Origin of the sequence: Pseudomonas sp. W2Jun17 (genome assembly GCF_023127795.1) — a bacterium.
Taxonomy (GTDB): domain Bacteria; phylum Pseudomonadota; class Gammaproteobacteria; order Pseudomonadales; family Pseudomonadaceae; genus Aquipseudomonas; species Aquipseudomonas synxantha_A.
In genome coordinates this window covers 377,364-391,522 of record NZ_SPKO01000036.1, presented here as the reverse complement: position 1 = coordinate 391,522, position 14,159 = coordinate 377,364, and the positions used below count along the sequence as shown (strand labels likewise).

Annotated in this window: 6 protein-coding genes; 2 read left to right on the top strand and 4 right to left on the bottom strand. The window is 60.9% G+C overall.

All coding sequences use genetic code 11. From position 1 onward, the window contains the following. The coding region (locus tag E4O98_RS24400) for a non-ribosomal peptide synthetase (RefSeq protein WP_248136484.1) at positions 1 to 6,443 on the top strand (6,443 nt) is incomplete at its 5' end. 174 nt (positions 6,444 to 6,617) lie between these two features. Here E4O98_RS24400 and E4O98_RS24395 read toward each other — a convergent pair. After that, entirely contained in the window at positions 6,618 to 9,065 is a 2,448-nt protein-coding gene (locus tag E4O98_RS24395; protein ID WP_148854202.1) for a TonB-dependent siderophore receptor, read from the bottom strand. A 117-nt stretch (positions 9,066 to 9,182) separates the two neighbouring features. After that, entirely contained in the window at positions 9,183 to 10,835 is a 1,653-nt protein-coding gene (locus tag E4O98_RS24390) for a cyclic peptide export ABC transporter (RefSeq protein WP_005787638.1), read from the bottom strand. Between the two features lie 202 nt (positions 10,836 to 11,037). On the opposite strand from E4O98_RS24390, the gene E4O98_RS24385 reads away from it, so the two are divergent. Further along, a complete protein-coding gene (locus tag E4O98_RS24385) occupies positions 11,038 to 11,865 on the top strand; it encodes a formyltransferase family protein (protein WP_005787640.1) in 828 nt (275 codons plus the stop codon). A 121-nt stretch (positions 11,866 to 11,986) separates the two neighbouring features. Here E4O98_RS24385 and E4O98_RS24380 read toward each other — a convergent pair whose 3' ends face one another. Together E4O98_RS24380 and E4O98_RS24375 are read right to left on the bottom strand one after the other, a co-directional pair. After that, positions 11,987 to 12,859 carry a formylglycine-generating enzyme family protein gene (locus E4O98_RS24380; RefSeq protein WP_248136482.1) on the bottom strand — a complete coding sequence of 291 codons (873 nt, stop codon included), beginning with the start codon at positions 12,857 to 12,859 and terminating at the stop codon, positions 11,987 to 11,989. Positions 12,860 to 12,887: 28 nt separating this feature from the next. Then, positions 12,888 to 14,156: an aminotransferase class V-fold PLP-dependent enzyme gene (locus E4O98_RS24375; RefSeq protein WP_032876296.1), complete on the bottom strand. Its 1,269-nt coding sequence runs from the start codon at positions 14,154 to 14,156 to the stop codon at positions 12,888 to 12,890. Positions 14,157 to 14,159: the final 3 nt, after the last annotated feature.

Below are 14,159 nucleotides of genomic sequence, written 5' to 3'. Positions count from 1 at the left end.
TCCCGCCGGTGTACCTGCAACAGTTGGCCGAACATGCCGAGCGCGACGGCAACCCACCGGCGGTGCGGGTGTATTGCTTCGGCGGTGATGCCGTCGCTCAAGCCAGCTATGACCTGGCATGGCGTGCACTCAAACCAACGTATTTGTTCAACGGCTATGGCCCGACCGAAACCGTGGTTACGCCGTTGCTGTGGAAAGCGCGCAAGGGTGACCCATGCGGCGCTGTCTACGCACCCATCGGCACCTTGCTCGGCAACCGCAGCGGTTACGTGCTGGATTCGCAACTCAATCTGCAACCCATCGGCGTGGCTGGTGAGTTGTACCTGGGCGGCGAGGGCGTGGCCCGGGGTTACCTGGAGCGCCCCGCACTGACTGCCGAGCGTTTCGTGCCGGACCCGTTCGGCAAACCGGGCAGCCGTGTGTACCGCAGCGGCGACCTGACCCGTGGGCGTCCGGATGGGGTGGTGGACTACCTGGGGCGTGTCGACCATCAGGTGAAGATCCGCGGTTTCCGTATCGAGTTGGGTGAAATCGAAGCGCGTTTGCGCGAGCAGGTCAGCGTCGGTGAAACCGTGGTAGTGGCTCAGGAGGGCCCGACCGGCAAGCAGTTGGTGGCCTATGTCGTACCGCTGGACTCAACACTTCTGGACGACGCAGTCGCTCAATCAAACGGCCGCGAAACCTTACGTCGCGCGTTGAAATCCCGCTTGCCGGACTACATGGTGCCGACGCACTTGATGTTCCTCGAACGTATGCCGCTGACCCCTAACGGCAAGCTCGATCGCAAGGGCTTGCCGCTGCCGGATGTGAGCCAGATGCAGCAGGTGTATGTGGCACCTCAGAGCGAGTTGGAGCAGAAGATCGCCACCATCTGGGCCGACGTGCTGCGCCTGCCGCAAGTCGGCTTGCATGACAACTTCTTCGAACTGGGTGGCGACTCGATCATTTCGATCCAGGTGGTCAGCCGGGCTCGCCAGGCCGGGGTGCGCTTCACGCCCAAGGATCTGTTCCAGCATCAGACCGTGCAAAGCCTGGCGACCGTCGCCCGGGAAGGCGAGGGCACGGTGCAACTGGACCAGTCGGCCCTGACCGGCGAGTTGCTGCTGCTACCAGTGCAACAAGGCTTCTTTGCCGATGACATTCCCCAGCGTCACCACTGGAACCAGTCTGTGGTGCTGCAACCGCACCAGCCGTTGCAGGCGCCGCTGCTGGTGGCGGCACTGCAGGCGTTGATCGTGCATCACGATGCCTTGCGCAGCACTTTCGTCGAGGGGCCGCAAGGCTGGAGCGCAGCTTACCGCGGCCCCGATCAGCACCAGGCTGAACAGGTGCTGTGGCAAACCACCTTGAACAGCGTCGAGGAGCTGGACGCCCTGGGTGAAGAAGCCCAACGCAGCCTCGACCTGGCTGTGGGGCCGTTAGTGCGTGCTGTGTTGGCGCAGTTGGCCGATGGCTCCCAGCGTTTGTTGCTGGTGATCCATCACTTGGTGGTGGACGGTGTGTCGTGGCGCATCCTGCTTGAAGACCTGCAGAGCGCTTACCAGCAACTGGCGCAGGGCGCTCCTGTGGCGTTGCCGGCCAAGACCAGCGCCACCCGCGCCTGGGCCGCACGCTTGCAGATCTATGCCCGTAGCGCTGCGCTGCAACACGAACTGGCCTGGTGGCAGACGCAATTGCAAGGCAGCCCGGTCGGCTTGCCCGGCGCTGATCCACAGGCAAGCTTGAGCAATCAGCTGGCGCTGAGCGTGAGCACGCAGTTGGACGCCACGTATACGCGACGCTTGCTGCAAGACGCGCCGAGCGCCTACCGCACCCAGATCAACGACCTGCTGCTCACCGCCCTGGCGCGGGTGATCACACGCTGGAGCGGCGAGGCCTCGATGTTGATACGGCTGGAAGGCCACGGTCGTGAAGACCTGTTCGATGAGATCGACCTGACCCGCACGGTCGGTTGGTTTACCAGCCTTTACCCATTGCAATTGGTTCCGGCTGACTCCCTGGGTACATCCCTGAAACACATCAAGGAGCAATTGCGCGCCGTGCCCGACAAGGGCCTGGGGTTTGGCGCATTGCGATACCTGGGCGATACCGAGGCGCAACTGACGCTGACGGCCTTGCCACGCCCACGTTTTACCTTCAACTACCTGGGGCAGTTTGACGCCAGTTTTGACAATGGCGAACAGCCAGGGCTGTTCACACCGACCGGTGATGCCAGCGGTGCCGAGCAAAGCCAGCAGGCGCCTTTGGGCAACTGGCTGGAGATCAATGGCCAAGTCTTTGGCGGCGAGCTGAAATTGAACTGGAGCTTCAGCCAGGCGATGTTCGATGAAGCGACGGTGCAATGCCTGGCTGATGAATATGCAACTGAACTCAAGGCGCTGATCGACCACTGCTGTGAGTCGACGCACCAGGGCGTGACGCCGTCGGACTTCCCCCTGGCGCGGTTGTCCCAGGCACAGTTGGATGGCCTGGCGCTGAACGTGGCTGAGGTCGAAGACCTGTACCCGTTGTCACCGATGCAGCAAGGCATGTTGTTCCAATCGCTGTACGGCGAAGGCTCGGGTGACTACATCAACCAGATGCGCATTGATGTGCAGGGCCTGGACGCAGCGCGCTTCCACCAGGCATGGCAGGTGGCGGTGGAGCGTCATGAGATCCTGCGCAGCGGTGTTGTCTGGCAGGCGGAGCTTGAGCAGCCTTTGCAGGTGGTCTACAAGCAGGCGCACCTGCCGTTTGTGCAGTTGGATTGGCAAACGCGTGCAGACTGCAACCAGGCCCTTGATGACTTGGCCGAGTCGGCACGGGCCCAGGGCTTTGTGCTGGAGCAGGCGCCGTTGCTGAGCTTGACGGTGGTGCGCACGGGGGTATCGAGCTACCACCTGATCTACACCAATCACCATATCCTGATGGATGGCTGGAGTGGTTCGCAGCTGTTCGGTGAGGTGCTGCAACAGTATGCGGGCGAGGCGCTGCCCGCGCCGACCGGGCGTTATCGTGACTATATCGCCTGGCTGCAGGCGCAGGATAAAGCTGCCAGTCAAGCGTTCTGGAAAGACCAACTGGCCAGCCTGCAAGAGCCTACGCGTCTGTCCCGTTCCGCACAGACTGAGGCGGACGCGGTCCTGGCGGTCAATGGCGAACATCGCTTGAGCCTGGATGCCGCGCAAACCGAACAGCTTAGAACCTTTGCCCAGCGCCACAAGGTGACCCTCAATACCCTGGTGCAAGGCGCCTGGTTGTTGCTGTTGCATCACCACACCGGGCAAGCCACCGTAGCCTTCGGCGCCACGGTGGCAGGGCGTCCGGCGCAACTTCGCGGGATTGAACAGCAGGTCGGATTGTTCATTAACACGCTGCCCGTGGTGGCGACGCCGGATGCGCAGATGTCGGTCAGCCACTGGTTGCAGCAGCTCCAGCAGCAGAACGTTGGCTTGCGTGAGCAAGAACACACGCCGCTGTTCGAGATCCAGCGTTGGGCCGGGCTGGGCGGTGAAGCCCTGTTCGACAGTATCCTGGTGTTTGAAAATTATCCGGTGTCCGAGGCGCTGGAGCAGGGTGCACCGTCGGGGTTGCGGTTTGGTGCAGTGCACAGCCTGGAGCAGACCCACTATCCATTGACCGTGTTGTTGGCCCTCGGCGAGACACTGGGCCTGGAATTCAATTACGCCCGCCAGGTCTTCAGCACCGCGCATATCCAGCGCTTGGCCGAGCACTTCCAGCAGTTGCTGCTGGCCCTGGCCACCGATGGCAGTCAACGTCTTGGCGCGTTGCCGTCACTGGCGCAGGCCGAGCGTCAGTTGGTGGTGCAGGATTGGAATGCCACGGCGGTGGACTACCCGCTCGATCAAGCAGTACACCGCTTGATCGAGGCTCAGGTATTGCGCACGCCGGATGCGCAGGCGTTGGTGTTTGACGGGCAAACCCTGAGTTACAGCGCGTTGAACGCCCGGGCCAACCGGCTGGCGCACCGCTTGATGGCGGCCGGAGTCGGCCCGGATGTGCTGGTGGGCCTGGCGCTGGAGCGCTCGGTGGAAATGGTGGTCGGCCTGTTGGCGGTGCTCAAGGCCGGTGGCGCCTATGTGCCGCTGGACCCGGAATACCCCGGTGACCGCCTGGCCTACATGCTGCAAGACAGTGGCGTACAACTGCTGTTGACCCAGACCCACCTGCTGGCGCAGCTGCCGGTTCCAGCGGGTGTGAACACTCTGGTGCTGGAGCAGGGCGATGCCTGGTTGGAGGCGTTCGGCAGCCACAACCCGGATATTACCGTGCATGGCGAAAACCTCGCCTACGTGATCTACACCTCCGGTTCCACCGGCCAACCCAAGGGCGCCGGCAACCGCCATAACGCACTGACCAACCGCCTGTGCTGGATGCAGCAGGCCTATGGTCTGGACGCCCGCGACAGCGTATTGCAGAAAACCCCGTTCAGCTTTGACGTGTCGGTGTGGGAGTTCTTCTGGCCGTTGATGACCGGCGCCCGCCTGGTGGTGGCGGCGCCGGGGGATCATCGTGACCCTGCCAGGCTGGTGAGCCTGATCAACTCGCAGCAGATCACCACGCTGCATTTCGTGCCGTCCATGCTGCAAGCGTTCTTGCAAGACGCGGCAGTTGCTTCGTGCCAGAGCCTGCAACGCATCGTCTGCAGCGGTGAGGCATTGCCCGTGGACGCCCAGCAACAGGTGTTCGCCAAGTTACCCCACGCCGGGTTGTACAACCTGTACGGTCCCACCGAAGCGGCTATCGATGTGACCCACTGGACTTGTGTCGAGGAAGGCCGCGATGCCGTGCCGATTGGCCGACCGATTGCCAACCTGGGTTGCTACGTGTTGGATGACAATCTGGAGCCTGCACCGGTGGGCGTGTTGGGTGAATTGTACTTGGGCGGTATTGGCTTGGCGCGGGGTTACCATCGCCGTGCGGCACTCACCGCTGAGCGTTTTGTGACTGACCCGTTCGGTAGCGGCACACGTCTGTATCGCACCGGTGACCTGGCGCGTTATCGCGACGATGGCGTGATCGAATATGCCGGGCGCATGGACCATCAGGTCAAAATGCGTGGCCTGCGTATCGAGTTGGGAGAAATCGAAGCGCGCCTGCTGGAGCTCGACAGTGTCCGCGAAGCCGCAGTGCTGGCGGTGGACGGCACGCACCTGGTGGGTTACCTGGTGCTGCAGCAGCCGCTTGAGGATTGGAAAGCGGCGGTGGTTGCGTACCTGGCCGCGCAGTTGCCGGACTACATGGTCCCGGCGCAGTGGGTGGTGCTGACGCAGATGCCGCTGAGCCCGAACGGCAAGTTGGACCGTAAGGCACTGCCCAAGCCTGAGGCTCAGAGCGCTGGGCAACACCAGGCGCCTGTCACCGAGATCGAGCAGCAGATCGCGGCGATCTGGCGCGAGGTTCTGGAAGTGGAGCGTGTGGGGCTTCGCGACAATTTCTTCGAACTCGGCGGCCATTCGCTGCGGGTGCTGATGCTCAAGGAGCGGATTCGCAAGGTCAGCGGCGTGAACCTGTCCGTCAGCCAATTGATGCTTAACCCCACCGTGGCGGGGCAGGTCAAGTGTTTGCAGGGCGATAGCCGAGCGTCGTTGATCGTCAAGCTTAACCAGCAGACGCAAGGCACGCCGTTGTTCATGTTCCACCCAAGCTTCGGCTCGGTGCATTGCTACACCGCGATTGCTCTGGCCCTGCGTGAGCAGCGCCCGGTGTACGGGGTAATGTGTCGCGCATTGGCTGAAGACGGCGCCGCGGTGCCGCATTGGCAGGTGATGGTCGAGGATTACACCGCGCAATTGTTGGCGGCCCAACCCCATGGCGCGTTCCGCCTGGCCGGCTGGTCGTTGGGCGGTAATCTGGCCATGGAAGTGGCCTACGGCCTGGAGCAAGCCGGCCGCGAAGTTGAGTTTGTAGGCTGGATCGACGCTGCGCCGCCGCAGTGGGTCAAACCCTACTGGGATGCTGTGGAGGTCGAGGACGACCTCGAAGTCTCAGCCAATGAGCGCCGTGCCGCCTTGTTGGGGGTGATGTTCCCCGAATTTGCCGAGTCCATCCAGGGTGCCTGGCAGCAATGCCGGCGGGATACCGAGGATGAAGCGCAGCAATGGCTGGGGTTCGTGAGCTGGGCTGAACAGACCTTGGGCGAAGCATTTACTGCCGTCAAAGAGGAACTGCTGCGTGGCAATGAGGCGCAGATATCCTGGGACGTTGACCGGGCACTGAGTGAGCGCTTGCTGCAGGCTGACTTCAAGCCGATCAAGGCTCCCATCAGTTGCTGGTGGGCAGCCAAGAGCCGGGCAGGGCGATTCAGGGACGTGATTGAGCAGCAAATGGCGACGGTGATCAGCCAGGGGCGTATCGAGCGCTCGGTGATGATTGAGACTGATCATGACGGCATCATCGACAGCGCGGTGTTCATCAGCAGTTTGGTGAATGCGATGAGGTAAGCCGCCGCTTTACGAGAAGCCCGGATCCTGTATCCGGGTTTTTTGTGGGTGAGCGGCATAGTCTTTTTGGCTGATGCCGATCAATGAAGCAGCCACAGACTATTTTCGTACGAAAAAAAAACGCCCGGTGAGCGTTCAACTCTCACCGGGCGTGCGGTCGATCAAGGGGTGCGATCAGAAGTCCCAGCGGGTGCTGACCATCACGTTGCGTGGCTCGCCGTAGGCGGCTGAGTCATAGAAGCCCACGTTGCTGTAGTAGGACTTGTCGAAGATATTGTTGAAGTTGACGGTGGCCGAAAGGTTCTTGGTGACCTGGTAGCGGGTCATCAAGTCCACCAACCAGTAGGATTCCTGAGTGATGTCCTGGTTGGTCTCGGTCACGCCGTTCCAGATTGAATTCCAGCCCTTCGTCTGCCAGCGCAGGCCACCACCGATGGTGAACTGGTCCAGGCTGCCCTTGAGTTTGTAGGTGGTGTTCAGGTTGACCTGGTGCTCGGGTTCGAAAGTGGAGATTTTCTTGTCTTTGTTATCGCGCACGATCTTATGGGTGTAGCCGCCCTGGAGTTGCCAGCCTGGGCTCAACTCACCGGAGATCTCCGCTTCGTAGCCTTTGGTGACTGCCTTGGATCCCTTGAATGCATACTGAAAGCCGTCTGGGGCTGGGGTCTGGTTGTTGTAGGCATCGTCCGGGATAGCCCGATTGGTCTCGTGAACTTCAAAATACGCAATGCTGGTGTTCAGGCGACCCTCAAAGAATTCGCCCTTCAGCCCCAGCTCGTAGTTTTGCCCTTCATCCGGTTCCAGCAGCGTTTTGTTCCGATCTTTATAGGTGCTTTCCTGAGGTTGGAAAATATCGGTGTAGCTGGCGTACACCGAGAAGTTGTCGTTGAGGTCGTAGATTACACCGGCATAAGGAATGAACCGGCCGGTTTCCTTGTAGGACGGGTTGTTGCCGGTGACGTGATAATTGGCCACGCGCCCACCCAGGATCACGTTCAGGTCGTCTATCACGTTAAAGCGTGCGGTCAGGTAGTAACCGGTTTGGCGAATGGTGTCATCGATGTGCTGTTGGGCCGGGCCGTAGATCGGTTTGGCGATATGGCCGTTCCAGTTATAGAAATCGACCTTGTTGCCTCCTGGCCATTCCGGCGACCAGTAGCCCTTGCCTTGCCAGCGCGAGGTGCCGATGGACCCCCCCACCACCAGTTCATGTTCGCGACCAAACAGGCTGAACGGCCCGGTGGCGTAGAGATCGGCCGACGTGCTCTTGGTTTCGCCGGTGTATTTCTGCCCGTTGATCTCGGCGGTGCCATCGGCTTTCGGCTGGATGAACTGAATCGAAGCCAGGTCCGCATGGTAGCCGTTGATCTTGTGGTCGAGCTGGAACTTGGTCACCCAGCCGTCACCCAGGTCATGCTCGAGCATGGCGAACGCGGTACGGGTGTTCTGCTCCCAGGAACTCCACGTGGTGCCGTTGTTGTACGAGCGCGGCATCTTGTTGATGCTGCCGTTGGAGTTGACCAGTGGGAAGGACCCGGACCAGCTCGACCCCTGCGGAATGTTGTCCTGGTAATCGAAGCCCACCGTCAGCATGGTGTCCGGGGAGAGGTCGAATTCGGTGATGCCGTAGTAGGTTTCGGTCTTGCGCGAGTAGTGGTCCATGAAGGACTTTTTGTCTTGATACGCCGCCACGGCACGCCCACGGACATTGCCGCTGTCGGTCAACGGGCCGCTCACATCCACTTCGCTGCGGTAGTTGTCCCAGGAACCCGCGCCCAGTTGGACGTGGCCCTTGAATTCCGAGGTTGGCTTCTTGCGGACCAGGTTGATGGTCGCGCCCAGGGAGCCGGCACCGTTGAGCAGGCCTGTTGAGCCCTTGAGGACCTCGACACGGTCGTAGATCGCCATGTCGCTCAGGGTGTTGCCTGCGGAGTAACCGACGTTACGCACGGTGGACGGAATACCGTCGTACTGGAAGCTGTTGACCGAGAAGCCACGGGAATAGTAGTTGGTACGGTCGGAGTCATAGGCTGAAACCGTGATACCCGGCGTGTGGCGCATCACATCATCAACGTTGTTGAGGCCGAAGTCTTCGATGTGCTGGCGCGTGATCACCGTGATCGACTGTGGGGTTTGCCGTGGCGTCAGGGTCAGGCGGGTAGCCGTGGCAACGGTGCCCGGCGTGTAGGAACCGGAGTCTTCGGTGATATTGCCCAGGTAGTTGGCTGTCACCTGGGTCGGGCTCAGTTCCATTGAACCGCCGCTGCTGGCGGCGGCAACGGTCAAGGTATTGCCATTGAGGCTATAGGTGGTCTGGCTGCCAGCCAGCAATGCGTCAATGGCTTGCTGCGGCTGCATCTTGCCCTTGACGGCGCGGCTGTTCTTGCCCTGTACATCGCCCGGGCTGTACAGCACTTGCACATTGGTCTGGCGGCCAAATTCCTGCAGTGCGCTCCCCAGCGACTGTGCAGGAATATTCAGCTCGATCTCCTGGGCTTGCACATAACCTGCAATTGGCATCGACACAGCCAGCGCCAGGGTACTCGGCAAGAGGTTGATGTTCAGGGCCCGGCGCATGGATAGCGCTTTGCTCAGGGGGCTGAGACCGAGTCGTGCTGGCATGGATGCTTTCTCTTCTGTGTTTTAAGTGGGCAATTATAAGTGTTTATTGAGGCTGGTTCTCATTACCACTAGTGAGACGTTCCTACTTCGCAAAACCGGAAAAAATATTCCGATGCATCATGCAGGCTCCATTTCATGCACCACCTGGCCGGCGCGCAGGCGCACCAATTGGTCGGCAATGTCGAAATAACGGTCGTCATGGCTGATCACGATGATGGTCTTGCCCAGGCGTTTGAGGTCCGGCAGTAGCTCGGTGTAGAAGATGCGGCGAAAGGCCGGGTCCTGGTCGGCAGCCCATTCGTCGAACACCAGTACCGGGCGCTCCTCCAGCCAGGCATTGACCAGGGCCAGGCGTTTGCGCTGGCCGGTGGACAGGTCGGTGGTGCTGAACACACCATCCTTGACGCTGACCTTGTGCGCGATTTCCAGGCGTTCCAGGTATTTGGTCGCGCTGTCCAGGGACTGGGCTGCGCTGCCTTGTACCAAATCGTCGAACAGGTAGTAGTCAGAAAACACCGTAGTGAACAACTGCCGATAATCGTCGCGTTCAGGGTCGGTCACCGCTGTGCCGTTGAGCACAATCTCGCCGGCCTGAGGCGGATACAGTCCCAGCAGCAGTTTGATCAAGGTGGTCTTGCCGCTACCGTTTTCGCCGACGATAAATACGATATCGCCTTGCTTGATGCTGAGGTTGATCGGCCCCAGATGGAACGGCTGGCTGCCTTCTACCGCTGGTGGGCTGTAGCTGACGCCGCGCAGTTCAAGGCTGTTGACCAGCGGCTTTGGCGCTTCACTGTCGTCCATCAACAAGTGGGGCTCGGGCGAAGAAAAACGCTCCGACAGTTCGCTGATGCGCCCAAAGGCAATCTTGGCCTTGCCCACAACCGGCAAGTAACCCAGCAGGTGCTCCAGCGGCCCCTTCATGTACAACAGCACCAGCACGAAACCAGTAATCACCGTAGGGTCAGGGTTGGGGTTGTACGCCTGCATCGCCAAAGCCAGGCCGATGACCACGAAGAACAGCATCGAGCCGAAGGTCTTGGCCAGAATATAAATATTGACCGAGCGCACCTGGATGTCGCTGATGCGGTCAGCGGTTTCCTGGATGCGATGGGTGTTCATGCGAAACCGCCGCGGGCGGTGCATGCGCAATTCCTTCGCGCCGGAGGCAATCGCATTGTAATAGCGCTGCAATTCATCCTCGTGGCTGCGGGCCAGGTCGAAGCCCTGGATGCCTTTGCCGCCGGCAATGAACTGCACGGCGCTACCGACAATGATCGCGACCACCATCATCAGAAACATCGGCACCGACAGGTAAGCCAGGTAACCGAGGCAACCCAGGGTGACGGTGGCGGCGATGGCCAGGGGTGTGAAGGCAAAGGAAAAATCGCTGATGGTGTCCACGTCGTGGGTCAGCACCGGGATCAGGCGGTGGGAGCGATACTGCTCGATCTGCCCGATCGGAGCTGACAGCACCTTTTCACCCAGATCCTTGCGCAGGGCGGCAATGATCCGTTGCCCGACATAGTTGGTGCCGATGTCGGAAATGATCGAACTGATAAGCGCCACCACGCACAAGGCGGCAAAGGTCAGGACCACGCCCTGTGTCATGCCGCCCTCGGAATGCAGAGCATTGTTGATGGTTGCCAGCAGCAGGGTGATGGCCAGGCCGCCGACCATGCCGAGGGCGACGGAGACCGTCACAATGGTGCGAAAGGGCCGGAGCAATGCGAGCAAACCTTTGAAGGCGCCGCGCTTGGGGTCGGTCATAAATACTTCCCGGGAAATGAAAAAGAGGGGGCTGGGCACACAGACCCTTACCCATGACAAACGAAGTGCCGGCGTGACTATTTAGCTCGCTGTGCCGGGCGGTGGCCGTGGGCGATAAATTGCCTGGGGCCTGGTTCGTTCTTGTTGTGTAGGCGCACGCGTATCGACGCTGTGCGTGGCCCTTTCAGCGAGAGCGAAACAAATGACGAAAAAGAACCTGGTGTATGTCTGGTCCCTGAGAAATGCCGCTGCCGACAAGGCCGGGCAGCCGGTGGCCTATAAGGACCACGAGCGCTACATGAAGTCGGTGCTGGAGTTTCTGGTGGGCTCGCTCAACGACACGCCGCTGGGCGAGGTCTACAACCTGGTGGGCGTGGTGTATGACGACGATGAGCAAAACCCGCGTGACCAGCAGTTGGTCGCGGACTATGGCTTCGCCTACAAGCCGGGCCGCCAGTGGTTGTACCCGGCGGATTTGCGCGTGCAGGGCAAGTTGGTCAATGACCTGCTGCTGAGCGTGCCGTCCACCTATCGCCGGCTGCCACGGGGCAGCGCCGAACATATCGCCGGCAAGCAGGATTTCGAGCGGCGCCTGCATGACACCCTGGTGGAGTTGAAGGCCGACATCGTGGTGCTTGACGGTTTGCTGGTTATCCTCGATGAACTGGTGCGTCCGGGCGCGCCGTTTGCCCGTCGCATCATGAACATTCATCCGGGCATCACCCGCATCGAATCGCCTTACGAGCGCCGTGGGGCCTATGCCACCTGGAATGCGTTGTACGGTGCGCGTGGGCAAGCGGTTGTAGATTGGGCGACCAGGCAGACCCAGCCGTGCGAGCCGCTGTACCTGACCGGTGCATCGTTCCACTACGTGGATAACGGTATCGACTCCGGTGAAGTGTTCCACGACGTGCTCAAGACGGAGATTTCGCCCGAGGACACCATCCTCGAACTGCGCTGGAACAACTTCAATAACAGCCTGTTCCCGGCGCTGCACGAGGGCTTGGAGCTGTTGGCCAAACAAGGCTGAGCACAATCTTGCTGATGCATGGGATCTAAATGTGGGAGGGGGCTTGCTCCCGATGAGGGCATGTCAGTCAATGCATGGGTGACTGACACACCGCTATCGGGAGCAAGCCCCCTCCCACAATTTAGAGCTCGCGCACGACCCGAAACCCAATCCAGTCCCCGCGCGTCTGCGGATAGATGTTGTTGCGGTTGCCCGAACGTGAAAACACCGGCGCCTCGCCCCAGTCATTGCCGCGAATCTGATAAGCCTCACAGTTCGGCTCCACCCACGCACTGCCATCAGTCGGTGCGCCGACGTAGTTCGGGTGCTCGCAATCGGCTACCCGCTCATACACATTGCCGTGCATGTCATACATCCCGAACGCATTCGGCGGGTAGCTGCCGACCGGCGACGAATAGCTATAGCCGTCCGCCGGGCCGTAGGTGTTGGCGTGCTTGGCGATGCTGTAGCCCTTGCCCTCGTCGAACGGAAAGGGGAACGGTCCGGTGGTACCGGCGCGCGCGGCGTATTCACGCTGGGCTTCGCTGACCATGTGGTACGTGTGTCCGGTCTTCTTCGACAACCAACTCACGTATTGCTTGATGTCGTCCATGTCCATGCACACTGCCGGCTGGCGTGGGCCCTGGGGGTAGCGCGGCTTGCTGGCGATACATTCGCGGCCGGGGCGGTCGTCGCCGTTGGCGATCTTCACGCCGGTCTGGCGCACGTAACTGTCCCATTCGCCGGCGGTGATGTGGAAACGGCTCATGGCGAACGGCTTGGCGAAGGTCACCTCATGCATCGGGCCTTCATCGGGCTCGCGCCCCACTTCATCGTCCGGGGTGCCCATGGTGAAGGTGCCGGCGGGCAGCACCACCATCTCGGGGCAGTCCTTGCAGTCCTTGAAGACCTTGCCCGGCTGCGGGGCGGCAGCCTGGGCCAGGTTGGGCAGCAGGGCGCTACACAGGGCGGTGAGCGCCAGGGCGGTCAGGGGTTTGAGTCGGGATGGAGTCATGTGGGCATCTCGTTCAAAGGGAAAAAGGTCATAACCGCTGGCTCAGCAAGGTCATGAAGCGCTGGATCTCGGCCGAGTTGTTGAGCAGGCCGGGCGAGGTACGAATGACCGGGCCGACGTCACGGTCTACCGCGTCCACCACCACGCGGTTTTTCATCAGGTGGGCCGCGACTTCATCGCTGTCCTGGCCCTTGACCCGAAAGAAGGTGAAGCCCGCCGACAGCTCGGGGCTGCGTGGTGTCACCAGTTCGATCTGCGAGTGAGCCAGCAACTGGTCTTTCAGTTCGGTATTGAGCGCATGGATGCGTGCCTGTACCGGCGCCTTGCCCAACTGCAGGTGCAACTTGAAGGCTTCGTCGGCGGCCCAGCGATGTTCGAAGGCGTGGTAGCCGCCGGGTGTCATGGTCGTGGCGAAGTCCTTGTCTTCCGAGAAGGTCGGTATCATCGGTGTGACGTATTTGTTTTCGGTCTCGCGGGCGCACACCAGGCCGGTGCCGCGCGGGCCGAACATCCACTTGTGGGTGCCTGATATAAAGAAGTCGCAGTGCATGTCCGGGAAGTCGAGGTTCTCGACGCCGAAGCCGTGCACGCCGTCGACCACATAGAGAATGCGGTCCGGCTCGTCGCGGTTGCGGTTGTGTTCGTCCACCAGCTTGCCGATCTCGCCGATGGGCAATTTCACGCCGCTGCCCGACTGCACCCACGTCATGCCCAATACGCGAGTGTTGGGGCGGATATTGCGCTGGATATTGCTCAGCACCTCATCGACCGATACCTGATTGGCGTTTTCGAACAGGCGTATTTTACGAACCTGGGTCTGCTCCTTGCGCACTCTGAAATCCAGGCTGAACTCGGTGGCATAGTGCTCGTGCACGGTGGTGAGGATTTCCTGGTCGGCGCGCACCTTGATCCCGCCGTAAATCATCGCCAGCCCTTCGGATGTGCTACCGGTGAGGGCGATCTGTGCGGGTTTGGCTTTCAAATAGCGGCCGGCCCACTCGCGTACCTGGCCTTCGCGCTTCCAGGTCTCCTGCAGGTCCCAGTCCATGGCCAGCCCGGGGTTGCGGTCGATCTGCTGGCGGTAGCGTTCAATGGCTTCGCGCACCGGCTTGGGGTGCGAAGCCACCAGAAAGTTGGAAAAGTGCAGGTAGTCCGGGTCCTGGTTGAACAGCTGTTTGAGTCCCGTCCATGGGTCGTTTGTAGTGGCTGCCAGTGCCTCGGGGAGCAGTGCGGCGCCCAGTGGCAGGCTCGCGGCAAAGACGCCAGCCTGCTTGAGAAATGTACGGCGGTCGGTCATGGA

What these genes read in the sequence shown, in the direction of transcription:
- E4O98_RS24385 (WP_005787640.1), top strand. Translation starts at nt 11,038, where the DNA reads ATGACGAAAAAGAACCTGGTGTATGTCTGGTCCCTGAGAAATGCCGCT.
- E4O98_RS24380 (WP_248136482.1), bottom strand. Translation starts at nt 12,859, where the DNA reads ATGACTCCATCCCGACTCAAACCCCTGACCGCCCTGGCGCTCACCGCC.
- E4O98_RS24395 (WP_148854202.1), bottom strand. Translation starts at nt 9,065, where the DNA reads ATGCCAGCACGACTCGGTCTCAGCCCCCTGAGCAAAGCGCTATCCATG.
- E4O98_RS24390 (WP_005787638.1), bottom strand. Translation starts at nt 10,835, where the DNA reads ATGACCGACCCCAAGCGCGGCGCCTTCAAAGGTTTGCTCGCATTGCTC.
- E4O98_RS24375 (WP_032876296.1), bottom strand. Translation starts at nt 14,156, where the DNA reads ATGACCGACCGCCGTACATTTCTCAAGCAGGCTGGCGTCTTTGCCGCG.